The organism is Mycobacterium sp. NGS29 (assembly GCF_059812965.1).
This window is the reverse complement of sequence record NZ_JCALDR010000007.1, coordinates 121,956-145,374: the sequence shown is the minus strand read 5'-3', so window position 1 is coordinate 145,374 and position 23,419 is coordinate 121,956. Positions and strand designations below refer to the sequence as shown.

Genomic DNA, 23,419 nt, shown 5'->3' with positions numbered 1-23,419 from the left:
GGATAGGGCCACGCCACCCCCGGCGGCATCGCGCACAACATGAGAGATTCGCGACCCCACGGCACTCATTCGCCACCAGCCTGGCTGTCGATTCTCGAGCGTCCGAGACAAGTTCCTCGGGATTCCGAATCCACGCTAAAAGGCGTGTAATCAGGAGTCAAGGTTACGACAACGTACCCATCACCCAGCAACGGGAATCCGTAATTCCCCATGACGGCTCGCGAATCATGAGGTAAGTGCGGGTTCAAGCGCCGGCACGCGATGCTTGGCAACAAGGGTTGCCAGACGGCCGTCAGGGCCCTCACCCGCCGATCCGATCAAGGTAATTGCGGCGCTGGGTCTCGTCGAAATGCCCGGGTGGCTCGTTCCGGGTGGCGAGCCGTTTGATCATCTGCAGCAAGGGTTCTGGGGTGACTTCTTCTACCAGCCCGAACGGTGCCAGCCACCGCGGCACGGTGACCTCCCGTCCCGGCCGCCGCGCACTGTCGGCGATGACCGCGCCAATCTGGTCGGGTTGCCTGGTCGGCAGCAGGTCCAGCGTCACCCCCGCGGTCAGCTCGGTGTGCACAGCGGTCGGCATGACCGTGGTGATAGTGACGTCGGTATCAGCGATTTCGGCACGGACGGCGCGAGACAGTGCGGCCACGGCCGATTTCGTCGCGCAATACACCGAGATCCCTGGCGTGGTCACCTTTGCCGCCATCGACGCGAGGTTGACGATGTGCCCGTGATTGCGGTTCACCATCTCGGGCAGGAACTCGTGCATGCCATTGATGACGCCAACCAGGTTGACCGCTACTTCCCGGTGATAGGCCGAAAGCTTCTGCTCGACGAAGGGGCCCATGTACTGAATGCCGGCGTTGTTCACCAGCATCGCGACCGGACCGTCGGCGGCGGCGGCTTGGTGAAACGCCGCCATACTGGATTCGTCGGTCACATCCAGACAGGTTGCTCTGGCCCCGATTTCGCGGGCAGTGCGTTCGGCTTCGTCGGCGTCAAGATCGCCAATCCATACCGTTGCCCGCCGGGCGACCAAGGCCGCAGCCGTCGCTCGACCGATGCCGCGTGCGCCACCCGTGACGCACGCAACCGCTCCGGCGAGGTCGATCATCGGCTTGAACGCTCGTCGGCGAACTCTCGCAGTGCGAAGTAGGCGATGAGACGAATTTCGCCGCTACGCATCATCAACAACGCACGGCCAAGGTAAAGACCGGGCAGGAGTTCCACCACCTCGTCGCGGGTCCGTTTGATCGGGAATGTCCGAACGCTGGGATTGCGGTACTCCTCAGGGCTGTAGTCCAATGCTCGCACCTTGATGTACGGCGCAACTGCAGCGGTGTCGATCCGATGATTGAAGGAAAAGCCCTCTATCTCAGAGCCAGCTCTGCGCAGCCCGGAGTAGAGGGGCGCAATGGCGCGCAGCGCATACCGGGCCAACGGCGCCAGCCGGTTGAAGCCGGTGTCGGTATCGAAAGTCTTTCCCCGCCAGGTCGGATTGATCTTCAACAAGGGGTTGGCCAGGGCGGCCTCCGGTATACCGAAGAGGTTGCCGACGATCAGCCCCTCCAATGCGCCGTGCGGACCGTCGGGGGCGTCGCCGCGCTCGAAAAGTGCGGACAATTGGTCGCGCCGACCAGCCTCACCGAGTTCGCGGAGGTAACTCCAGCCCTGCCGTTGCGCAAGGACGGGCGAGTTCTGGGATAGCAACCGCAGGTCGTCAAGCACTGATGTCGTCACTACCGGGTTTTCGATGGCGTCTGCGGCCGAGGTCATCATGAGCCCTCCTTATTCGTGGTCATCTGGTACGACACCGTGCCAGACTATGTGGGTGCAGTCAATCTGCAACGATCGAGCGGTGCCTGACTCCACGCAGCGTTCCTACGGTGGACAATCCGCGGACTCCCGCCGCGCGCAGCGACGCCGGCGTCTGCTGGATGCCGCGATGGAGGTGATGTCGCGCGACGAATGGCGCAGTGCGACGGTCGAAAAGCTTTGTACTACAGCCGGTTTGAACAAGCGATACTTCTACGAAAGTTTCACCGATCTCGATGCCTTGTCTGCCGCCGTTGTCGACGACATCGCCGAGGATGTTCGTGCCGCCACAGTCCGGGCAGCAGACGAGTCAGCTGACGGGCCACTGGAGGCGCAAGCATTAGCCGGTGTGGCCGCTGCGGTGCGCGAGCTGGTTGACGATCCGCGCCGCGCGCGTGTACTGCTGGGGGGCGTCGCGGCATCGCCTGAGTTGCGCGACCACCGCGTCACGGTCATGCACCGCCTCACCGGTGTATTGATCGATCACGGACGAATGGTGCACGGCGTCGAATTGGAGACCGACCCATTGGCCAAGGTCGCGCCGGCTTTCATCGTCGGAGGCACCGCAGACGCAATCCTGTGCTACGTCAACGGCGACGTCGAATTATCTCTCGATGATTTCATCGCCCAACTCGCGACGCTGTGGCTCATCACCGGGAACGGGGCCGCGCAGATTGCTCGTGCGCGAACCGCACCGAGTGTGGGCCCTTTGAACGAAAAGCGCTGAGAAGAAATACAATTCCCCCACACTTGACGCGCGAGGGCGGTGCGTCAGACGCTAAAGCGCACGCGGAGTTGGTTCTTCAGCACCTTGCCAGTGAGGGTTCGCGGCAACGCTTCCAAGATTTCGAGCCGCTCCGGGGATTTGTGCCGGCTCAGACCTTGCTTCTGGCAATGCTCGGCCAGCGCGGCGAGCGTGACCGGACTTCCTGGTTGAGGTACTACCACGGCGCAAACCCGTTCGCCGGTCCGCGGATCCGGCACGCCGATGACCGCGACATCGGCAACCGCCGGGTGCGTTGCCAGCACCCCCTCGATCTCGAGAGCCGAAATGTTCTCCGCATTGCGGATGATCGCATCCTTGATTCGCCCGGTGATGATGACGTTGCCGTCAGTGTCGAGTCTTCCTTGGTCGCCACTGCGAAACCACCCCTCGCGGTCGAAAGCACTGGCGTTCAGCGATTCGTCGACGTACCCAAGGAAGCACTGCGGTCCCTTGAGTCGCAGTTCACCCTCCTGACCGATGTCCACCTCGCGTTCACTGCTGTCGACAACGCGCACCGATACTCCTGGGACAGGAAGTCCCACCGTGTGGTCAAGCAGGTCGGGTGCACCCTCCGGAGTCTGCGACGTCGCCACCGGAAATTCGGTCAGGCCCCACGAATTGGCGACACCATTAACCGAGAACGTTTCCCGCAATTGGCGTCCCAATTCGGCAGTGATGGGCGCCCCACCACCTACGCAGCCGCGCAGATCGGGGTAGAGCGGTTCGGCTCCGTGGGCGCGCTGCGCAGCCATGAATGCAACGAAAAAGGGGGTGGCAGTACCTAATAGCGTCGGCCGGTGCACCGCGAGCGCCTGGGGGGTGGCCACGGGGTCGAACGAGTCGAACAACACCAATCGCATGCCGCTCTGCAAACTAGCCGCGAGCATTGCCGCACCACCGATGTGCGAGATGGGAAAGGCTATCGGGTTCACATCAGTATTCGACGCCCCTACGATGCCGAGTACTCCCGCAGCACCTGCCATCACCGAGCGGTCGCAATGGCGGGCGCCTTTTGGCGCGGCGGTGGTGCCCGAGGAGTAGTAGATCCAGCGGGGACCTTCTCCCGAAGAAGGCGCAGGGGGCAGCGCTGCGGGGTCGCCCGCAGGTAGCCGAAGAGACCCCGTTATCGGGGCGTCGTGATCGATCACCACCACTGACATCGGTCGCTGCCCGGCCACTTCGGTAGCCAACGCGGTGTGATCGAACCCACGCCACCGGCCCGGGACTATGAGTACCTCGGTGGCGAGTTGTGCTGTGACGAAACGGACTTCGCTTTCGCGCCAGATCGGCAGAATCGGATTCTGCACCGCGCCTAGGCGGGCGAGTGCCACCATTACCACCGCCGTCTCCAGCGTGGTTGGCAACTGCCACGACACCACGGTGCCCGCGCCTACTCCGGATTCCGACAGTGCCGCCGCCGTGCGCAGACCTTCATCTCGAAGCTGCGCACAGGTGAGGCTGCGACCGTAGTCATCGGTCAGGACGACGCGGTCCGGATGGGCATCCGCCGCCGCGTCGACGAGACCCCAATATGTCTCCCCACCCACTTGCCCGCTCACCCGCTCGGCAACAGCAGGCGACGTTTCGCGAGGATGTTACGCATCATCTCCGAGCTTCCGCCGGAAATCGTATAGGCCCGCGACCATAACCAGCATTCTCGCAGACGCGCTTTCGCCTGCTGAACGTCGTCGGTGCCGGCATCCACTGCGGCGGCGGCAAGTTCTGCCCCGTAGGCCGAAACCCGGTGGTAGGTCTCGGCGAAGCTCAACTTTGCGATCGAGCCGTCACCGGGTTGGTCGGCTCCGATGACGAGCCGTTCGACGTGGTCGTCGATGAACGACTTGGCTACCTCGACCTCGACGGCGAGTTCTGCAATGGCTTGGCGAATGTCGTTGTGGGTCAGCGCCGGCGCGCCGTCGACGAGTGCCTGTCGTGCCACGGTCACAACGTCGTCGATCAGCAATTCGAGCAGGATCACGTTGCCGCCGATGCCGAAGCGCTCGAAGTCCAAGCCCGCCATGATGATCGACCAACCATGGCCGGCTTCGCCGATGAGACTGTTCGCGTCGACCACCACACCGGTCATGAAGACTTCGTTGACTTCGATCGCGTCTCCGACGGTGCGGATGGGTCGGACCTCGACTCCGGGTGCCGACAGCGGCACCGTGAACACCGAAAGTCCATGGTGACGAGACAAAGTCGGGTCGGTCCGAACGAGCGCCAGGCCCATGTCGGCCCAGTGCCCGTCGGTGATCCACGTCTTTTGTCCGTCGATCACCCAACTGCCGTCGATCCGTTGCACAGCGCGGGTGCGGACGGCGGCAATGTCACTGCCCGCATCGGGCTCGCTGAGCAATTGGCACCACACGTGTTCGCTGCGCCGGATCGGCGGCAGCAACGCCTGCTTCTGCTCTTGCGACCCGAAGTGCAGCAGCACATGGGCCGCGAGATTTACCTGGTCGACGGGGCGCGGTGCACGCGCACGCAGAATCTCCTCGCTGACAACGCGGTCATGCAGCGGATGGTGCTCGGCGCGCCCACCGTACTCGACCGGCCAATCCGCGCCGACGAAACCCGCGTCGAACAATCCGGCGAACCAGTTGCGCAACTGGGCTTCCTGCGCGGCATCAACCGGCGCGCGATGCCCCTCACGTGCTTCGATGGCCGGCGCGTGCTGCGCGATGTGCGCCCTTACCCGGTTCCGAAACGCCGCAAGTTGTTCCGCGCTCGGCCTGCTGCCCACACCATTCACCAGCGCAACACCTCGGCGACCAGCGCACGACTTGATCGTGCCGTGCCCATCAGGTGGCCGTTGGTGAAAACCCGGCGCAGTTCATAGTGCAGCGGATACTCCCAGGTGAAGCCGATCCCTCCGGAGAGTTGCATGCACTCGTCCACGGCGGCAGTCGCTTTCGCGGTAACGAAGGCGTGTGCGACGGTCGCCAGCACCATCGCCCGATCATCGGCGGCGGCGACGGCGCGGGCAGCCTTCATCACGACAGCGCGTGCTTTGACTACGAAGACGAGAAGCTCCACCAGTCGGTGCTGGATCGCCTGGAAGCTCGCGACGGGTACGCCAAACGCGATGCGCTCCTTCAAATATGACGTCAACCGCTCGAGAGTCATCGACACGGCGCCGACGGAATCGGCAGCGACCAGCAGCCGGGCCAGCGGGGTCAGCTGCCGGGCATGCTCGGGCGATCCGATCAACACTGTTGAAGCCTCGTCGATCTCAACACGCCAGACCGGACGGGTGACATCCAGCAGATCGCCGTCAAGGCGGCGCACTTGGACCTTTGAAGCATCGGCAAGGTGAATGCCGTTGTCGCTCAGTGTGACGAAAATGTTCACTTCGTCTCCGCGGATGGCGCGCGCAGATTCGTGGCTGATCAGCCCCGCGGTGAACGCACCGCTGAGCAACCCGGGCAGCCATTGTTGCCTGATTTCATCGGGCCCGGATGCGACCGCTGCGGCGGCCACGACGGTCCCCAACCACGCCGATCCGTCCTGCGCCCGACCGAGTTCCTCGGCCACAATGCATGATTCAACGGGCCGCCAGCCGGCCCCGCCCGACGCCTCGTCGACCAGCAATCCTGTCCAGTCCATCGTCGCCAGATCGGCTGTGGACTGTTTGTGGTTGCGCTCCGCCAGAAATTTTCGCGCTGACCCCCGCAGCAGATCGAGGTCGACGTCAGCCTCGGGGTCGTCAGCCATCGAGCGTCTAGCTCCGGCGCAGCAGCTGGTCGGCGTTGTCGCGCATGATCCGCTTCTTGGCGGGATCGTCGAGCGGGTCGAGCAGCTTCACGAAGTCCGCCGGTTCGGCCAGCCCTTCGGCGTGCGGATAGTCCGAGCCCATCAGCAGGCATTCGTCATAGCCCAACCGTTCCACGATGGTCGGAATGTCGTCTTCGGGATACGGGACCACACCGACATGGCGGCGGAAAATGTGTGACGGACGTTCGGTGAGCTTGCCGCCGATCCACGGACCGTTTCGCCCCATGCCGCGACTCTTGTCCATGTGAATGACGAACTGCGGCACCCATTCCGCACCATGTTCGGCAACAAGAACATTCAGTCCGGGGAATCGCCCGAACAGGTTGTCGAAGATCAGCGCTGACAGCGTGTCCTCTATCGGACGCTGGCCGTAGATGTTCATCCACTGCCACGCGGACATGTGCCACGCCGCCGGGTCGGGGTTGTGTCCCCAGGCTGGCGAGATGGCGTTGAAATACCAGAACGGTTGAATGTGGAAGACCAGCGTGCAACCGGCTTCCTGCAGCCGCGCATAAATCGGGTCGAAGTACGGGTCACCGGGCGAGCGACCGTAGGCCGGCCCGGTCGGCAGCAGCACCAACCGTGCGCCCTGCTCAATGATCGCTTCGGTCTCTTTGATCGACGATTCGAGGTCCCGCAACGACAGCAAGGCGGTGGCGTACAGCCGGTCCTGGTAGTTGAAGCCCCACGTCTCGTCGAACCAGCGGTTGAACGAGCGCAGGTTCGCGTACAGGGCCTCGGTGTCGTCAACGTAATGCTCAGCGGCCAGCGCCATACCGGCGGGGAAGATTACCGCGCGTTCGACGTTCTGCTGGGCCATGACCGTCAGCCTGGGCTCTCGCTCCAGATACTCCGGCCGCATCGGCTGCGGTTCGTAGGTCTCGTCCGGGTTACCCGAACCCATCTGCTTGAGCATTTCCTTGAGCGAGCCAGGTCGGTAGGCCACATCGAAGCCCAATCCGGCCTCACTGTTGAACGTAGCGATCCGATGTCCGGCCAGGATGACTTCCGTGCCGTCGGCGCCGACGACGGGTGTGATCGCGCGGTCATGAAACTTCTTGGAAAGATAGCGGGTGAACGCGTCCCGGGTCTCATAACAGTGGGTGTCGCAATCGAAAATCCCGTAGTCGAGTTTCGTCACCGCGTCGCTCCTTCTTACGAGAATGGCTATTCTCTAATTCAGAAAACATACTATCCTGATCCCCCAACCACTATCTCGGGTCCGTTTGGAGACATCGCGTGGCAAAGAGCGAGCTAGACGAGCTCCGTGCCGCTGTCCGCGAGTTCCTTGATGCGACGTCACCCATCGAGACGGTGCGCGCGCTGATGGCAACAGACACCGGGTTCGACGCGGCGTCCTGGCGGCAGCTTGCCGGCGAGTTGGGCCTGACTGGCATCGCGGTTCCTGACACCTGGGGCGGGGCCGGCGCGGGAATGGCCGAACTGGCAGTAGTTTTCGAGGAGATGGGCGCCGCTCTGCTGTGTGCGCCCTTCTTCGCCACGGTTGCTTTGGCCATACCCGCGATTCTCGCCAGCGCCGACGAAGCTGCGACCGAGAAGTTCGTTCCAGGGTTCGTCGACGGGACGAGCACCGCCACCCTGATCCTCAATGGCCAACTGGGACCGTGGGACTCGGACACTGTGTGCTTGCGTGCACAGCAACATCGCACCGGTTATCGGTTGCACGGTACTGCGCCACTGGTGCTCGACGGCCACACCGCCGATGTGATTCTCGCGGCGGCCCGCACCGAAGCAGGCATCTCGCTATTCGCGGTACCCGCCGACGCAGCCGGTCTACGCCGGACACTGATGGCTGGACTCGACCGCACCCGCAAGGTCGCCCGGGTCGAGTTCGACGGCGTCGCAGCCGAGCTGATCGGAGCCGACGGCGGTGCCGCGCACTTCCTGGCGCGTACTTCGGATGTGGCCATTGTCGCGCTGGCCGCCGAACAGCTGGGCGCGGCGCAGCGCTGCCTCGAAATGGCGGTCGACTACGCGAGAAACCGCATCCAGTTCGGACGGCCGATCGGCAGCTTCCAGGCGATCAAGCATCGGTGCGCGGACATGCTGGTACTGGTTGAGGGGGCGCGTTCGGCAGCAACGCGTGCCGCCGAGGTGGTTGACGCCGACGAGCCGTCGACCGCAGCGGCAGTCGCGAAAATGGTGTGTTCGGAGGCGTTTTTGCAGGTTGCCCTGGACGACATGCGCATACACGGTGGCATCGGTTTCACGTGGGAACACAATGCCCACCTGTACCTCCGTCGCGCCAAGGCAAGTCAGTTGATCTTTGGAACCCCGGATTATCACGCACAGCGGCTGGGTGAGCTCGTGGCGACTTCAGCTCAGAAAGGGCACACGTGACCATCTCGTTCTCCCTGGAGCTGCCTACCCAGCGGGTCGCGGCGGCGCACGAGTTCGTTACCGCCGACGCCATCGCCGCCATTGCAAGGGCAGCCGAGTCAAGCGGATTCGCGGCCGTGCACGTGACCGACCATCCCGCACCGGATGCCAAGTGGCTCGACCGCGGGGGTCACCACGCGCTGGACCCGTTCGTCGCCCTTGCGTTCGCGGCTGCCGCCACCACCGACGTCAAATTGCTGACGAATGTCTACATCGCGGCGTACCGTAACCCGTTCCTTGGCGCCAAATCCATCCAGAGCCTGGCCGTGCTGTCCAATGGACGCCTCATCCTCGGAACGGCAGCGGGCTACCTCAGGCCCGAATTCCACGCCCTTGGAATCGATTTCGACAGTCGTGGGGCGCTGCTCGACGAAGCTCTGGATGTGCTCGACAAGGTATTGACCGGTGCAGACATCGCCTATCAGGGAACGTCATTCGCGTCCCGCGGGGTCCGGCTACGTCCACTGCCCCCGGCCACACCACCGGTCTGGGTGGGCGGCAACAGCAAGCCGGCGATCCGCCGCGCGGTATCCCGTGCCCAAGGATGGGCGCCGTTCAACACGTTCGGCTACGCCACCGCATCACGAACCGCGGAGATCTCGACGCTCGATGACCTGGAGGCTGCCATCAACTGGGTCAAGAGCTACGCAACCGAGATCGGTCGTACTGCACCGCTCGACATCTGCTTTTCGGCGGGAAACCTGTTGGACGACAACAAGTCGACCGATGAACGGCACGCCACCATCGACAGGCTGCACGCGGCGGGCGTCACCTGGCTCACCATCGCACCGACCGGGGCGGACCGAGCGGAAGTCATCGAGCGGTCCCAGGCCTTCGCCACGGAGTTCATCGCGACGTAAAGAGCACCTCACCTGACTGCTCACCGCCGCCCGCGCCGCCGGGGTTCGTGTCGTGCATTGGCTGATGGAGAAGCGTCCGTCACCACCACCGGGGCGGTGGTCGACGCCCGGTCAGGAAGGTGATAACGTCATTCTCACTTAGCGTAAATGCTCATATTCGCTGCTCAGGAGGATAAGATGCCTGCCCGTTCATTGCCGTACCCGGTTTTCGATATCGACAACCACATGTACGAGACGACGGACGCGCTCACCAAATATCTGCCGATGGAACACCGGGGAAAGGTCGGCTACGTCGAGGTCAACGGCCGCCCCAAGCTCGTGGTCAAGGATCACATCAGCCACATGATCCCCAACCCGACCTTCTCGCGGGTGGCCAGGCCCGGCAGTGCCGAGGACTACTTTCTCGGCAACAACCCGGAGGGTCTCAACTTCCGCGAGTTCGTCGGCGAGGCAATGGATGTCATACCCGCCTATCAGGCTCCCGCTCCACGGCTCGAACTGATGGACGAGCTGGGCATCGACCAATGTGTTATGTACCCCACCCTCGCCAGTCTCATCGAGGAGCGCACCACTGACGACGTCATCCTGACCCACGCGATCATTCACGCACTCAACGAGTGGATGCACGAACACTGGACGTTCAACTACAACGACCGCATCTTCGCGACGCCGGTCATTTGTTTACCGCTGGTGGACGAGGCGATCAGGGAATTCCACTGGGGACTCGAGCGCGGTATGAAGACATTCCTGGTCCGGCCCGCGCCAGTGCCCAGTCGCTTCGGCGGATCGCGCTCGATGGGCCTGCCCGAGTTCGACCCGTTCTGGGAAGAGGTCGTCAAGACCGGCATGCCGGTCACCATGCACGCTTCGGACAGCGGCTATCAAAAACATCTCATGGAGTGGGAGGGCGGTGGCGAATACCTGTCGTTCAAGCCCAGTGCCCTGCGCGAGGTTGTCATGGGACACCGAGCTATCGAAGACACTCTGGCGGCGATGATCTGTCACGGGGCACTGTCGCGGTTTCCCGAACTGAAGATCCTGTGTGTCGAAAACGGCAGCGGCTGGGTGAGGAATCTGCTGGAACAACTCAACACGGCGTACCGCATCATGCCCAAGGAATTCGACGAACACCCCGTCGAGGTTTTCAAGCGCAACATCTACATTCACCCGTTCCTCGAAGACGACGTCAAAGGGATCGTCGACATCATGGGTGAGGACCATGTGATGTTCGGCTCTGACTTTCCGCACCCCGAGGGCATGGGCGACCCACTGAGCTTCGTAGACCGACTCGATGGCATCCCGGAAACCGCGAAGGCGAAGATCATGGGCGGCAACGCTATTGAACAGTTAGGACTCAAGGTCGCGGTGTGACGGCAAGGTTGTGCAGCGGAACGTTGGACCAGCCGCAGACGTTGGACATCGCCACCCGCCGCAGCCCGCTGCGGTCGACTTCGTATTCGGGAACGAGATCCAGCAATGCGCCCAACGCGATACGGCTTTCCATTCTGGCCAGCGCGGCACCCAGGCAGCTGTGCACACCGTAACCAAGTGCCAGATTGAAGCCCATCTTGCGTTGCCGGTCGATGTCCAGCCGGTCGGGATCGGGAAACATCCGCTCATCGCGTGTCGCTGAGCCGGTCACCAGCAAAACCGCGCCACCTTCTGGAATCGTGTTGCCATGCAACGTAAGATCTCTGGTCGCGGTACGGACCTGGTATTGAGACGGTGCCTCGTAGCGCAACAATTCCTCAACCGCAGCCGGAATCTTGCTGCGGTCCGCGCGCAACTTCTGCCATTGATCGGGGAAGTCGGCGAACGCCACCATGGCATTGCCAATTAGTTTGGTCACCGTTTCAGCGCCCGCTCCCCCGAGCATGGTGGCAAAGCCGGTGATATCCACGTCGGTGAGCTTCTCGATCTGCCCGTCGCGCTCGATCTCGGTCTCGATAAGCCGACTTATCATGTCATCCTGCGGTTCGGTGCGACGCTTCTGCACAAGGTTCCAGTAATAGATCCCGGTCTGCACTGAGGCGTCATAACCTGTTGCGGTGGTGGCGTTCTCTCCAGGGTGGCGCTCCAAGAGCAGATCCAGCCAGACCCGGATTTGGTCGCGGTCTTCTTTGGGCACCCCGAGCATCGTGGTGATGACGTCATTGGGGAACAGCGCCGAGAAGTCGGCCACCACATCGAAAGATTGGGGATCGAGCGCTTCGACGCGTTCATAGACCTTCTCGCGCACCATGTCTTCCAGCGCCGCGATAGCGCGCGGGGTGAAGACGTTGCTCACGAGTCTGCGCATCTTCTGATGCTCGGGCGGATCCATCGAGATGATCACCTTCGGCACCGGAATGGCGTTGTCGTGCGCCTTGACCATGTCCAGGGTCGCGCCCTTAGCTGACGAATAGGATTGGTAATCCCTTGTAGCCGGTGCCACGTCGTCGTACCTCGTCAGCGCCCAGAAGTCCCACTTCGCGCTGTAATACACCGGTGCTTCATCCCGCATCCGCCGATAGGTGGCGAAGGCACCGTTGAAGAAGTCGTCCGAGAACGGGTCGAAGTCCAAGGGTTCATCGGACGTGGCGGCGCTCATAGGATCGACCCGGACTCCTTATCGGCCATGATGGTGTCGCAATCCAACCCAATCCAACCCTGCATCCAGCAATATTTCTACGGTGTGTCGACCAGGTTCAGGGATCTCGTATGAGAATGACCATTCTACCTTGCTGGTAGCTTGGCCGACTAGGGCCGCCGACCGGGGCGACGGTGTGGGCCCACGTTGAGAACCTGTGTTCTCGATTTTCGTTAAGGCTACTATCCTACGAAGGTGCCTTTCCCGAACATCCCGCCCACGATTCCTGCACTGATCAGGTCGTGCGCCGAGCGTTTCGGGAACAAGCCGTTTCTGATCGTCGACGGCCGGGTGCTGACCTACGCCGATCTCGACCTGCGCTCAGCCGACTTGTCGATCGCGTTGCTGGCGGCGGGGATTGGCAAAGGCGACCACGTCGGGATCCTGATGCCCAACAGCGTTGACTGGGCGCTGGCCTGGTTCGCCACCACGCGCATCGGTGCGGTCGCCGTGCCGCTCAACACTTTCTACCAGGCGTCCGAGATGGCCTGGACCGCACGGCACGCTGACCTGCGGGCTGTCCTGACGTGGTCACATTTCCGCAACCATGACTTCATCGCCCGCCTCGAAGAGGCGCTCCCCGGGATGGCCGATCAGCGCGAGCCGGGACGAATCGCCGTTGTTGATGCGCCATTCCTGCGCACCGTCATGGTCTGGGGATCCAGCGATCGAGCCTATGCCACAACCACAGTCGGCGCTGCGGCGCCGGGCATCGATGCCGCTTTCCTGGCCGCTGTCGAATCATGTGTGACACCGGCCGACGAAGTGACGATCATATACACCTCCGGAAGCACCGGGAATCCAAAAGGCACGGTGCACACCCAGGGTGCGCTCGTTCGCCATACCTATAATCTGACCTTCTCCTACGGCGTGACGCATGAAGACGTCATGTTCACCTCGATGCCGTTCTTCTGGGTAGGCGGGCTGATCACCGGTTTGCACGCCGTGATTCACCATGGCGCAACTCTCGTGACCCAGCCGGCCTTCGACGCGGGGGAAGCCCTGGAACTCATCGAACGCCATCAGGCGACGATTGCCCTCGGCTGGCCCCAGCAAGGCAAGACCCTCGCCGAGCACCCCGACTTCCCGCGCCGCGACCTGCAATCGGTTCGGCGCACCAGCATGCCCGCGATGGTGCCACCTGAGCACCGGCCGAAGGGCCCCAACGCGCTGGGCATGACCGAATTGTGCGGCAACCACATTGGTGTGGATCAATATCTGCAACAGCCGGTTGATCGGTTGGAAACAGGCGGCGTGTCCATCGAGGGACTCAGCCACCTCCTCGTAAACCCCGATACCGGCCTCCCGGTGCCGCGCGGCACGCCCGGCGAAATCTGGGTACGCGGTTACTCGCTGATGCAGCGCCTGCACAAGCAGGAACGCGAAGAGGTATTCACTCCGGACGGCTACTACCGCACCGGTGACTGCGGCGTCGAATCCGACGACGGCTGGATCAAGTTCACCGGCCGGTTGGGCGACTTGATCAAAACCGGCGGCGGCACCAACGTCACACCAAGCGAAGTCGAACGTGCGCTCACCAATTGCGCGGGTGTGCTGGAGGCCTACGTAGTTGGAGTCCAGGACGCTGACAACGGGACAGTGGTCGCCGCCGCGGTGGTACCGCGCGGTGAGTCAGTTCTCGACGGGGCGGCCTTGCGAACGGAACTGCGCGGCATCCTGTCCGCGTACAAGGTGCCGAAATACATCTGGGTCGCGGCGAAACAGGACCTCCCGTTCACCGCGACCGGAAAGGTCAAGAAGTCAGAGCTGTCACAGCAGTTGAGTGACCTGCTGCCGCGAAGCTGAGCACTAGATCCCCCCTAGTCCCAGACCACGTCGAGTCGCGGCGGTGAACGGAACATGGTGCCGGTGACATACGGGCGCGGCGCCTCTGGATCGAGTCGCAGGCCGGGCAGTTCGTCGAACAGCGCGTTGAAGATTCTGATGCTTTCCAGCCGTGCCAGGTGCATGCCGAGACATACGTGAGCGCCGTGGGCGAACCCGATGTGCGGCTTACGCTCTCGATAGATGTCGAAAGATTCGGGATCGTTCCAGCGCGTCTCGTCGTGGTTGGCGCTGCCCAGGCTGAGCATCATCGTCGCGCCGTTGGGGATCCCTACTCCGAAGAATTCGATGTCGCTGGTGACTTCACGCATGAAGTTCAGCAGCGGCGTCTCCCACCTGATGCCTTCCTCGATGGCTTGCGGCAGCAGACTCCGGTCATTGCGCACGGCGTCGAGTTGATCGGGATGGGTCAGCAGTCCCATCGCCAGGCTGGCTGTCGATCTGGACGTGGTTTCGGCGCCGGCGGGTAGGAGGTTTCGCATGAACCCATAGATCTGCTCGTCAGACATCTTGACGCCGTCGATCTCGGCTTGCGACAGGATGGTCACCATGTCGTCCTTCGGCGACTTGCGCCGGTCGGCAAGCACGCCGACGAAGTACTCCTTCATTTCGGCGGACGCCTTCATCGCGCGATCCATGTCGCCACGGAAGCCCAGCAAATCAATGGCGAGTCGATGAAACTCGCCGATATCGGACTGCGGTAACCCCAGCAGGGCGGCGATCACCCGAACCGGAATGGGCATGAAGACCGTGTCCACCAGATCGGCGCGCTTGTTGTCGCGGAACTTCGCGACGGTGCGGTCCACCAACGGGCCGACAAGTTCTGCGTCCCAACGCTTCATCGATGAACGTGCGAAAGCGAATTCGTGCAACCTGCGGTAGACGGCGTGCTCGGGCTCTTGCATTTCCAGGATTGTCGGCCCCTGTAACGGCCGCACCACGTCTTCGTAACACCGGGTACTGAAGGTGATGTTGTCGATGAAGACACTCTTGACAGCGTCGAAAGAGTACGCGGTATAGGTTTTTCTACCGTTTCCGACATCTTCGGGAACGCCCATCTCCGGCCATCCAGGGTGCACGGCGCCCTTCGCCCGTAACTCGCGCAGCAGCGGATAGGGCGTCGCGTCTCCGTCTGCGCCCATGCCGGCGTTGAACTTCTCCTGCGCTTCGCGGATGCGCTGGTCGATATCGTCGGTGACCGCCGGCTCCGCCACGTAAGCCTCCCTACCGGTATCAACCTACAGTCCGTCGGTTGCAAACCTACATGATGTATGTTGAACCGACCAGAAGCGAGCCGACCCCCAAAGCGCAACCTGGAGTATTCGATTGGCCATTCGAGTCGTGCAATGGGCTACCGGCGCGGTAGGCCGTGCTGCGCTGCAGGAGCTTATCGAGAATCCCGATTATCAACTGGTCGGAGTGCTCGTATACGACCCCGCCAAGAACGGTGTGGACGCGGGACAACTGTGTGGGCTACCCGCCACGACGGGGGTCGCCGCCACGACGGACAAGGACGAAATCGTCTCGTTGAGAGCGGATGTCGTGGTGCACGCCGCCAGCAAGGCGCACGCCGTCGAGACCAACGCCGAGGACATCTGCCGGTTGCTCGCGGTGGGCACCAACGTCATCACGACCACGTCGTACAACCATCTGCCCACCTATGGCGCACAGACCGAAGCCACGTTTGTGCAGGCGTGCCGGCAGGGCAAGTCGCGTTTTCACGCCGCAGGCGAGAATCCCGGCTTCATGTTCGAGCGGCTGATCGCGACCGTCACCGGGTTGAGCAAGACGATCGACCGCATCGATCTGTACGAGGCCACCGATGTGTCAGCCGTCCCCAGTCGGCCGATGCTCGTCGACCTCATGGGCATGGGCCGCCCACCCGAGGACGTCACCGTTGATTCCCCGATCATCAAGAAACTGGATCTGGCCTACCGCCAGGCACTCAACGCCACCGCCGACGTCCTGGGAATCTCGTTGTCACACATCGATGTGTCCGTGGACGCCACCACACTCCCCCACGACATCGTGGTGACGGCTGGTGCGATCGAAGCGGGAACCGTTGTCGGACAGCGGTTCTCCTGGGTCGGTCACTGGTCGGGCCGGCCTCTGCTGGCCATCCATGAGGAATGGGTGCTGACCCGGGACCTACCGCAGTGGGGCATCACACCGTTGGCGCCGGGTGAGAAGTCCCCGCTGATCCGAGCGGTCATCAAGGGCGTGCCGAGCTTTGAACTGCAACTCGATGTCGGTTGGGATGGACAACCGGCCACGGGGCGGCACGCCCAGCCGGGCCATCTGATGATCGCGATGGGGGCGGTGCGCGCCATTCCGTACGTGCTGGGTCAACCGCCCGGGATCGTGACCGCGCCCGTATTCGGCGCCATCCAATTAGCCGGCAGCGACACCGACCGCGCGTGAGATGTGCTCGCTCGGCGCGGCGTGGAATACGTGCCCCGAGCCGTCCGGCAGCACCCGACGGGCGATCAGGTAGTCCGACCCCAGCCAGCCTTGCCGGATGTATCGGCCGAACCGCAAGAAGGTTCCGGGCGCGCCACTGGCCGACGGTATGAGCTTGACTTGTTCGATCCCAAGCTTGACGCCCTCGCCGGTCAGCGGACGCGCCGCGGCCAGCCCCCGAGTTATGACGGTGGCGGCGTCGTGGGACAAGCCGGGCATCGAATGCCCCGGCCGCCGAGCGTATCTGGTCTCGAATCGGTCCAGGAATGCCTGCCCGACCAGATTGCGCTCGTCGTAGCTGTCCAGCCCGATCCAGCCCGAGAGGTGTCGCATCCACTCGGCATTGATATGTGCCATCTCAAAGGCGGTGGTGGTGTACCGGGGAGGATCCCAGCCGGCAGCGCGCAGTGCGTCGCTGAACCCCCACAAGCCGTGCCCGAAACCCACGTGGACGACGGCATCCGGATGCGACGCCCGCAAGGCTGCCACCGTGTCGGCCTTATCGGCCTCCACTTGCGGAATTGCGACCGTTGCAACCACTTGCAAACCCGCAGCCGCATAAGCCTTTTCCGCGAAAGACAGATACTCCTTGCCGATCAGCGACGCCTCGTAGGCAACGGCGATGCGCGAGCGGCCGTCGCCAATCATGACCGCCGCCAGCATCACCGGTTCTTCAGCCATCGAGCCGTTGTTCAGGGCGAAGCACCACTCGCCCAGCGCGCCTTCTGATCCCGACAAAGTGATGATCGGGACCTTGGCTGTCGCATCGACGTGCGCCCGCAGTGGCACCACGTTGTCAGAAACCCACGGTCCAAAAATGACCAGGCACCCTTCGGCCACCAGTTCATCGAAGGTGCGTTCCACCGCCTGATAGGTCCCGTTCGGCAGACCCACAACGTTGCGTTGAATCAGATCGACGGGCCGGTCGATCAATCTCGAGGCGACAGCCTCGTCCAGCACCAGTTGCAACGCGGCGACGGTGTTGTCGTCGGTATCGCCGCTCGTCGGATAGTCGTTCAGCAATCCCACCTTCAGTGGTGCGACCGACCCGTATGCGCGAACCACGTCGTCTGCCATACCCGGCAACATACAGGACGTATGTTGCTACGATCATCGTCGTGGCCCAGCGTGGAGGATCTGACGACGACCGCCGGGCGCGCGGCGATCAAACGCGGCGTGACCTCATCGATGCGGGGCGAGAACTGTTCGTGGCGCAGGGATACTTCAACACCAGCGTCGGCGACTTGGTGACGAAGTCGGGTGTCGGTACCCGTGGCGCGTTCTACCACCATTTCAAAGACAAGGCTGAGTTGTTCCGCGCCGTCTTCGAAGAAGTCGAGAGCGACCTCACGCTGCGCTCCATCGCCAACCCCCCGCCCGGTGCGGACCCGTGGCAACGGTTAACCCGCGGCATGCAGGGATTTCTCGAAGCGGCCCTCGAACCCGAAGTGCAGCGGGTAATGCTGGTCGACGGGCCGGTGGTCCTTGGCTGGCAGACATTGCGAGCCATTCAAGAGGGCAACAGCATCGCCTTGATCAATGAAATGGTCCGCGCGGCCATCGCAGACAAGATCATCGACGATCAACCCGTCGGAGAGCTCACCCACATGATCGTCGCCGCACTCGAAGAAGCCTCCAGAATGGTCGCGCACGCGGCGAATCCAGCAAGGGCGCGCCGACGAGCCGCCAAGGTACTCGACCGTCTGCTGCTGAGCTTTGCGGTGGACGAGCGAAAAGCACTGCGGCGGTGAGTGTTTTGCTCCGACTATGGGCAACCGTTGATCCGTGTGTAAATGTGTGTTTGCGCAAGTGAATAATTTCGCTCTCAGCCCGGCGACCCAGGAGCCCCATGCAGACTGAGCAACAACCATTGCGGGTCGCGGTCGTCGGCGCATCCGCCGGCCTTGGCCGGTGCATAGGCACCGGGCTCGCCAAGCGCGGCGCCCATGTTGCCCTGCTCGCCCGTCGATATCCCCGCTTGGTCGACGCGACCAAGGAGGCCGGCAACGGCGCGGTGGCCGTCGCGTGTGATGTCACTATCGCCGAGACCTGCCAGCAAGCGATAGCGGAGGTGGTCGGCGCGCTGGGTGGACTGGACGCGTTGGTGTACACCACCGGCATGGGGGTGTTGGCGCCGCTGCAAGAGGTGACAGCCGAACAGTGGGGACGGTTGTTCGCCACCAATGTCACCGGTGCATCCCTCGTCACTGCGGCTGCGGCACCACACCTGGCTGCGGCCGGCGGCTCGGCCGTCTATCTGTCCTCGCTGAGTGCGTCCTACACGACACCGTGGCCGATGCTCGGGTCGTACGCGGTCACCAAAGCCGCATTGGACAAGCTCGTCGAGGCATGGCGTATCGAGCACCCCGAAATCGGCTTCACTCGCCTCGCCGTGGGCGACAGCATGGGTGGCACCGGCGACTCGATGACCGAGTTCAACAAGGACTGGGACCCAGAAGTCCTGGAAAAGGCGATCCGATTCTGGATGGACCACAATTACATGCAGGGCGGGCTGATTGACCAGGAACATCTGACCGACGTCGTCAACAACATAATCCGTTGCGGCAAGAGCGGTTTCGTCCCATACATGACACTGGCCCCGCGCTCGTCCGACGCAGTGCAGGAGCTCCGGAATTGGTGACCCAGATTCTTTCACGATGGAGGCAGCAATGAAATCCAAGGCGGCGGTGCTGCGCGGAGTCGGACTCGATTGGGACGTCACCGAAGTCGAGCTCGATCCCCCGCATGCGGGCGAAGTTCTGGTCAGGATGGCCTACGCGGGGATCTGTCACTCCGACGAGCATTTTCACACCGGCGACAGTGTGCCCACCCCGGAGATGGAAGAGATGATGCGGGCAGCGGGCCGTACGGTGCCCGAGTGGTTCCCGATGCTTGGCGGGCATGAAGGATCTGGCGTCGTCGAGACGATAGGGCCAGAGGTCAAGACCCTGAAACCTGGTGATCACGTTGCTATTTCGTTCTATCCGTCATGTGGTAACTGCCGATGGTGTACCACCGGCCGCACCTATCTGTGCGACGTGGGCGCCGACATCCACAGCAAAGCGATGACCACCGACGGCACGCGGCGCCGCCACCTCGACGGTGAAGATCTGATGGCGATGATGCAAGTCGGCACCTTTTCCGAATACGTGGTGGCATCCGAGCGGTCACTGGTGAAAGTTCACGACTGGATCCCGCTGGACTCAGCTTGTCTGGTCTCCTGCGGTGTGACAACCGGATTCGGATCGGGCTCGGTGGCCGCCGGTACCGAAGCCGGTGACACCGTCGTGGTCGTCGGCGTTGGCGGAGTAGGCATGAACGCCGTCCAGGGCGCAAAGATCGCCGGTGCCAAGCACATCGTTGCGGTCGATCCCAACGACTTCAAACGTCAGATGGCGCCGACCTTCGGGGCTACCCACACCGTCGTCGACACCGGCGCCGCAATGGAACTGGTCACCGAGATCACCTGGGGACTCATGGCCGACCGGGTCATTCTCACGCCGGGTGTCGTACCTCCGGACATGGTGCTGCTCGCCCTGATGATGCTGCGCAAAGGGGGTACCTGCGTGTTGACGGGAATGCCCAAGGTCAGCGACCTGATGGTGCCGATGGTCCTCACCGACATGATCTACTCCTGCAAGACCTTCAAAGGCGCGCTCTATGGCGAGCTGAATCCACGCGAAGCCATGCCCCGCCTGCTGGCGATGTACGAGGCCGGCCTGATCAAGTTGGATCAACTCATCACGCAGAAATACAAACTCGACGACATCAATGAGGCGATGCGGGATCTTCGGGCCGGCAAGAATATCCGCGGCGTAATCACATTCGAGTGAGAAGGGCGCAATGCCGACTATCGAGTTCACAGTAACGGGCTGCCAAGCGTCACTGGATCACTACCGCCGATCGTGGACACCAAGTCCCGACGTAGCTTTGGCCGGCATCTGGCTCGGCGCTGTCGTCAGCGACGATTCGGGTCACAACTACTGGGGCTTGCGCGGCATGGACGACTTCGTCGTCGGCATGACGCACGTGGTGTCTCCCATCTGTGGATTTCGTTCGTTGCCAGAGGCTTTGGAATCCGACGCCCCGCACCTGTTTGACGAGTACTCCTCCATCGACTGGTTTGAACCGTTCGAGTACAGCGATGACGGCAACACGCTGCAGATGATTTACGCCAGTGGCCGCGTTGCGCGTGACGCTGACGGCTTGCACTGGTACGACGCCAGCGGACGTTGGGAGATGCACGGCCGAACGGTCAGTGATGTGGTGGTCACGCACGTTCCACAACAGCAGGGCGACTATCACCTCGACCACGACGTGTACTACCGGCACGAATTGCTCTATGTGACCGGCACCATCGACGGCGAGCAGGTTTCCGGTTATGCGCATCAGGACTTCGCCTACGGGCCGCCGGGGATGTCTTACACCGAATTACCCATCGCCCGTCACCTGCAGGGGATGTGGGTCTCCTGGCTGCACAAATACGACGACGGCCGCTTGGGAGGTGGCAGCTTCTGGCAGGGCCGCGATGACTTGGCTTTCGGTCCCGGCTATCAGTTGAAGGACGGCGTGACGACTGTCCATGACGACATCGTCGCTACTCCGCGCTTCAACGCGGCTGGGAAAGTCGCCAGCCTAGAGACGGTAATCGGTGACGACACCTACGTTTTCACATTCACCAGCAGCGGGAGCCCGCTGCATGTGTTCGGAAACCTGACCGGCGATCCGTCCGGCGAGGCACTGTCACGCAGCTGGTGCTGGGTCGAATACGCCGGCGGCATGTTGACCCCGGAGATTCTGGACATGGTCATGCAGCGGTTTCGCCTGGCGCGCGAGGGCTGATTATCTACGCACTACCCCGCATAGCCTCGCGAGTCCAAGCTCCTGGTGAGTGAGAATCCTGGTGGCGCATCGCAGACGGCTTCGCTCCCGCCGCTTGCGTGATTGTTACTCCATCCACCTGAGGCCGCGCAGCGCCTCGGCAGCCGGAATCTCTTCGACGGCGATCAGTCCCGCTGGGGCACGGCACACTGATTCGATGGCATTGACTGCGCGCGCCGCTGTCGAGATGCAACCGGCGACTGTCGTGTCGTACAACGGATGGGAGACATGGGTATTGATCTCTATCCGGGGTTCTCCCTCAACGACGACCCGGTGCACCCCAGGCTGGCCCGCCGGCGGGAACGGCCAATCCGGCGCGGCAGCGTCAGTGAGTCGGGTGATGTGTTCGATGGTAATCACCGGTTCGCCGTCCACCACACCTTCGACCGCGAACCGGACCGCAGCCATCCCGCCGGACTCCACCTTGGTCATGATGCAGTCGATTGGTTCGGTTGTGTACCAGCGCTCATCCCGCTGCCGCACTTCCTCGAGAACTATCCCGAGCTGTTCCGCCAAATTGTTCACCGCGCCACCGAACATGGACACGATTACCCCGGGCAGGAAGAGCATCGGCGGATCGTCATCCTGCTTCAGTCCGAAACCCATTGACGTACCGGTGAATTCGTAGTCGTCGTAATTCCCGTAGTCGAAGATTTCCTGGACGGTGATCGAGGAAACGCGGGTGCTGAGGCTGCAGGCCGCGTAGACCAGGGTGTCACCGGAGAACCCTGGATCGATACCGTTGACGTACAGCGATGAGTTGCCGGTTTCGCACGCGCTCTGCAGCGGATGTCGGAGCCAATCCTCAGCGTGGTGCGGCGTGGCCAGCCAGACCAACGAGGTGCCGACAACATTGGTGCCTGCCGCCAGGAATCGTGACATCTGGTCGATGGCCTCCATGGGCCGCGTCTCACCCAACGCGGTGTACACCACGCAGTCGGCCCCGAGCGCGATCAGAGCGTCGATGTCGTCGGTGGCGACCAGTCCGGTCGCTTCGTTCAACCCGCACAGCTGGGCGGCGTCTCTGCCGACCTTATCCGGACCCGAGGCATGGACTCCGACCAGTTCAAGATCTGGGCGTCCGATGATGGCCCGCAACGAATGTCGTCCTACGTTGCCGGTCGAGAACTGAATCACCCTGCGCACGACGGCCGCCTCAGTAGTCGGGGATGGGTAGCGGCGAATTGTTGGAATCGATTCCGCCGTCGACGTGGAATATCGCGTTGGTGGCATAACAGTCGGATGTGCTCAGGTAAACACACAGCCGACCCAGATCCTCGACGTTGCCAAGGCGGTGCAGAGGCGTCGCCTCCTGCATCTTCTCCAGCGAACCCGGCATCAGGTCGAGACTGCTTTGGAGCCCATCGGTGGCGAATGATCCGAGCGCGATGGCGTTGACCCGGACCTTGGGGGCCAGCTCCTGGGCCATCGCCCGGGTCAGCGCTTCGAGCGCCCCCTTGGCCGTACAGTAGGCAGCCAGCGCGCGGATGCCGAAACGCGCTGAGCCTGAGGAGATATTGACGATCGAACCGCGACCGGCGTCGATCATGTGCCTAGCCACCAACTGACTCATGATGAACGTAGACGTGACGCACCAGTCGAACGCGAGCCTGAAATCGTCGTCGGTGATATCGAGAAACCTCGCGTAGGTGGCTCCCCCGACATTGTTGATCAAGATATCAATGCGGCCGAAGCGCTCCATGGCCGTCGAGACCACGCGTTCACCATCGGGACGGCTCATCGCGTCGGCAACCACAGCCAGTCCCTGACCGCCTGCCTCCTCGATGCCGTTGATCGTTGCCAGGATGTCCGCTTCCGTCCGCGCGGTGCCGACCACCGTCGCACCGGCCTCGGCCAGCACCCGGGCGATGCCCTGACCCACACCTTTGCCGGCGCCTGTCACGATCGCGACCTGCCCTGCCAAATCGAACTGCTCCAAAGCCACCTGAGCTCCTCTGCCCCGACTTGACGCCGACATCATCTAACGACTGA

General features: G+C 62.7%; 21 protein-coding genes. 10 read left to right on the top strand and 11 right to left on the bottom strand.

Annotated elements, in window-relative coordinates; genetic code table 11:
• Window positions 1-301: 301 nt before the first annotated feature.
• Window positions 302-1,111 (bottom strand): SDR family NAD(P)-dependent oxidoreductase, encoded by an 810-nt coding sequence (locus AC5Y5Z_RS12500; protein ID WP_473139050.1) that lies wholly within the window; start codon window positions 1,109-1,111, stop codon window positions 302-304.
• Entirely contained in the window at window positions 1,108-1,773 is a 666-nt protein-coding gene (locus AC5Y5Z_RS12495; protein WP_499925380.1) for a hypothetical protein, read from the bottom strand. Before AC5Y5Z_RS12495 ends, AC5Y5Z_RS12500 begins: the two co-directional genes overlap by 4 nt.
• Window positions 1,774-1,822: 49 nt before the next feature.
• On the opposite strand from AC5Y5Z_RS12495, the gene AC5Y5Z_RS12490 reads away from it, so the two are divergent.
• On the top strand, window positions 1,823-2,539 hold the full coding sequence (locus AC5Y5Z_RS12490; RefSeq protein ID WP_499925470.1) for a TetR/AcrR family transcriptional regulator: 717 nt from the start codon (window positions 1,823-1,825) through the stop codon (window positions 2,537-2,539).
• A 44-nt stretch (window positions 2,540-2,583) separates the two neighbouring features.
• Here the strand turns inward: AC5Y5Z_RS12490 and AC5Y5Z_RS12485 are convergent, their stop codons facing one another.
• From AC5Y5Z_RS12485 to AC5Y5Z_RS12470, 4 genes are read right to left on the bottom strand one after another with little or no spacing between them, the layout of a single operon-like run.
• Window positions 2,584-4,125 carry a class I adenylate-forming enzyme family protein gene (locus tag AC5Y5Z_RS12485; protein WP_499925468.1) on the bottom strand — a complete coding sequence of 514 codons (1,542 nt, stop codon included), beginning with the start codon at window positions 4,123-4,125 and terminating at the stop codon, window positions 2,584-2,586.
• 8 nt (window positions 4,126-4,133) lie between these two features.
• On the bottom strand, window positions 4,134-5,330 hold the full coding sequence (locus AC5Y5Z_RS12480) for an acyl-CoA dehydrogenase family protein (RefSeq protein WP_499925379.1): 1,197 nt from the start codon (window positions 5,328-5,330) through the stop codon (window positions 4,134-4,136).
• Window positions 5,327-6,292 carry an acyl-CoA dehydrogenase family protein gene (locus AC5Y5Z_RS12475; protein ID WP_499925377.1) on the bottom strand — a complete coding sequence of 322 codons (966 nt, stop codon included), beginning with the start codon at window positions 6,290-6,292 and terminating at the stop codon, window positions 5,327-5,329. Before AC5Y5Z_RS12475 ends, AC5Y5Z_RS12480 begins: the two co-directional genes overlap by 4 nt.
• 7 nt (window positions 6,293-6,299) lie before the next feature.
• Complete coding sequence (locus tag AC5Y5Z_RS12470; protein WP_499925374.1) at window positions 6,300-7,493, bottom strand: amidohydrolase family protein; 1,194 nt, start codon at window positions 7,491-7,493, stop codon at window positions 6,300-6,302.
• A 98-nt stretch (window positions 7,494-7,591) separates the two neighbouring features.
• Between AC5Y5Z_RS12470 and AC5Y5Z_RS12465 the strand changes: the two genes are divergently transcribed.
• The 3 genes from AC5Y5Z_RS12465 to AC5Y5Z_RS12455 all read left to right on the top strand — a co-directional run bounded on the left by AC5Y5Z_RS12465 (window position 7,592) and on the right by AC5Y5Z_RS12455 (window position 10,983).
• On the top strand, window positions 7,592-8,713 hold the full coding sequence (locus AC5Y5Z_RS12465; protein ID WP_499925372.1) for an acyl-CoA dehydrogenase family protein: 1,122 nt from the start codon (window positions 7,592-7,594) through the stop codon (window positions 8,711-8,713).
• Window positions 8,710-9,612 (top strand): TIGR03619 family F420-dependent LLM class oxidoreductase, encoded by a 903-nt coding sequence (locus AC5Y5Z_RS12460; protein ID WP_499925371.1) that lies wholly within the window; start codon window positions 8,710-8,712, stop codon window positions 9,610-9,612. Before AC5Y5Z_RS12465 ends, AC5Y5Z_RS12460 begins: the two co-directional genes overlap by 4 nt.
• Window positions 9,613-9,789: 177 nt before the next feature.
• Window positions 9,790-10,983 carry an amidohydrolase family protein gene (locus tag AC5Y5Z_RS12455; protein WP_473139058.1) on the top strand — a complete coding sequence of 398 codons (1,194 nt, stop codon included), beginning with the start codon at window positions 9,790-9,792 and terminating at the stop codon, window positions 10,981-10,983.
• Here AC5Y5Z_RS12455 and AC5Y5Z_RS12450 read toward each other — a convergent pair.
• Complete coding sequence (locus AC5Y5Z_RS12450) at window positions 10,967-12,202, bottom strand: cytochrome P450 (RefSeq protein ID WP_499925369.1); 1,236 nt, start codon at window positions 12,200-12,202, stop codon at window positions 10,967-10,969. The genes AC5Y5Z_RS12455 and AC5Y5Z_RS12450 overlap by 17 nt on opposite strands.
• Before the next feature lie 234 nt (window positions 12,203-12,436).
• On the opposite strand from AC5Y5Z_RS12450, the gene AC5Y5Z_RS12445 reads away from it, so the two are divergent.
• Entirely contained in the window at window positions 12,437-14,047 is a 1,611-nt protein-coding gene (locus AC5Y5Z_RS12445) for a class I adenylate-forming enzyme family protein (RefSeq protein ID WP_473139060.1), read from the top strand.
• 14 nt (window positions 14,048-14,061) lie between these two features.
• Here AC5Y5Z_RS12445 and AC5Y5Z_RS12440 read toward each other — a convergent pair whose 3' ends face one another.
• Complete coding sequence (locus AC5Y5Z_RS12440; protein ID WP_473139061.1) at window positions 14,062-15,300, bottom strand: cytochrome P450; 1,239 nt, start codon at window positions 15,298-15,300, stop codon at window positions 14,062-14,064.
• Between the two features lie 127 nt (window positions 15,301-15,427).
• On the opposite strand from AC5Y5Z_RS12440, the gene AC5Y5Z_RS12435 reads away from it, so the two are divergent.
• Complete coding sequence (locus tag AC5Y5Z_RS12435; protein ID WP_499925467.1) at window positions 15,428-16,507, top strand: dihydrodipicolinate synthase; 1,080 nt, start codon at window positions 15,428-15,430, stop codon at window positions 16,505-16,507.
• On the opposite strand, the gene AC5Y5Z_RS12430 is transcribed toward AC5Y5Z_RS12435, so the two are convergent.
• The gene (locus tag AC5Y5Z_RS12430) at window positions 16,478-17,623 is read right to left on the bottom strand and encodes an ABC transporter substrate-binding protein (RefSeq protein ID WP_499925367.1); all 1,146 of its coding nucleotides are present in this window, start codon (window positions 17,621-17,623) and stop codon (window positions 16,478-16,480) included. The genes AC5Y5Z_RS12435 and AC5Y5Z_RS12430 overlap by 30 nt on opposite strands.
• A 41-nt stretch (window positions 17,624-17,664) precedes the next feature.
• On the opposite strand from AC5Y5Z_RS12430, the gene AC5Y5Z_RS12425 reads away from it, so the two are divergent.
• The 4 genes from AC5Y5Z_RS12425 (at window position 17,665) to AC5Y5Z_RS12410 (ending at window position 21,388) form a co-directional block, all read left to right on the top strand.
• A complete protein-coding gene (locus AC5Y5Z_RS12425; protein WP_473139270.1) occupies window positions 17,665-18,297 on the top strand; it encodes a TetR/AcrR family transcriptional regulator in 633 nt (210 codons plus the stop codon).
• 98 nt (window positions 18,298-18,395) lie between these two features.
• Window positions 18,396-19,187 carry an SDR family oxidoreductase gene (locus AC5Y5Z_RS12420; RefSeq protein ID WP_473139063.1) on the top strand — a complete coding sequence of 264 codons (792 nt, stop codon included), beginning with the start codon at window positions 18,396-18,398 and terminating at the stop codon, window positions 19,185-19,187.
• 28 nt (window positions 19,188-19,215) lie between these two features.
• Window positions 19,216-20,379 carry an NDMA-dependent alcohol dehydrogenase gene (locus tag AC5Y5Z_RS12415; RefSeq protein WP_499925365.1) on the top strand — a complete coding sequence of 388 codons (1,164 nt, stop codon included), beginning with the start codon at window positions 19,216-19,218 and terminating at the stop codon, window positions 20,377-20,379.
• Window positions 20,380-20,389: 10 nt separating this feature from the next.
• The gene (locus AC5Y5Z_RS12410) at window positions 20,390-21,388 is read left to right on the top strand and encodes a hypothetical protein (RefSeq protein WP_499925363.1); all 999 of its coding nucleotides are present in this window, start codon (window positions 20,390-20,392) and stop codon (window positions 21,386-21,388) included.
• Between the two features lie 105 nt (window positions 21,389-21,493).
• On the opposite strand, the gene AC5Y5Z_RS12405 is transcribed toward AC5Y5Z_RS12410, so the two are convergent.
• The gene (locus AC5Y5Z_RS12405) at window positions 21,494-22,573 is read right to left on the bottom strand and encodes an NAD(P)H-dependent amine dehydrogenase family protein (protein ID WP_499925362.1); all 1,080 of its coding nucleotides are present in this window, start codon (window positions 22,571-22,573) and stop codon (window positions 21,494-21,496) included.
• 10 nt (window positions 22,574-22,583) lie between these two features.
• The gene (locus tag AC5Y5Z_RS12400) at window positions 22,584-23,372 is read right to left on the bottom strand and encodes an SDR family NAD(P)-dependent oxidoreductase (RefSeq protein ID WP_499925360.1); all 789 of its coding nucleotides are present in this window, start codon (window positions 23,370-23,372) and stop codon (window positions 22,584-22,586) included.
• Between the last annotated feature and the right edge of the window lie 47 nt (window positions 23,373-23,419).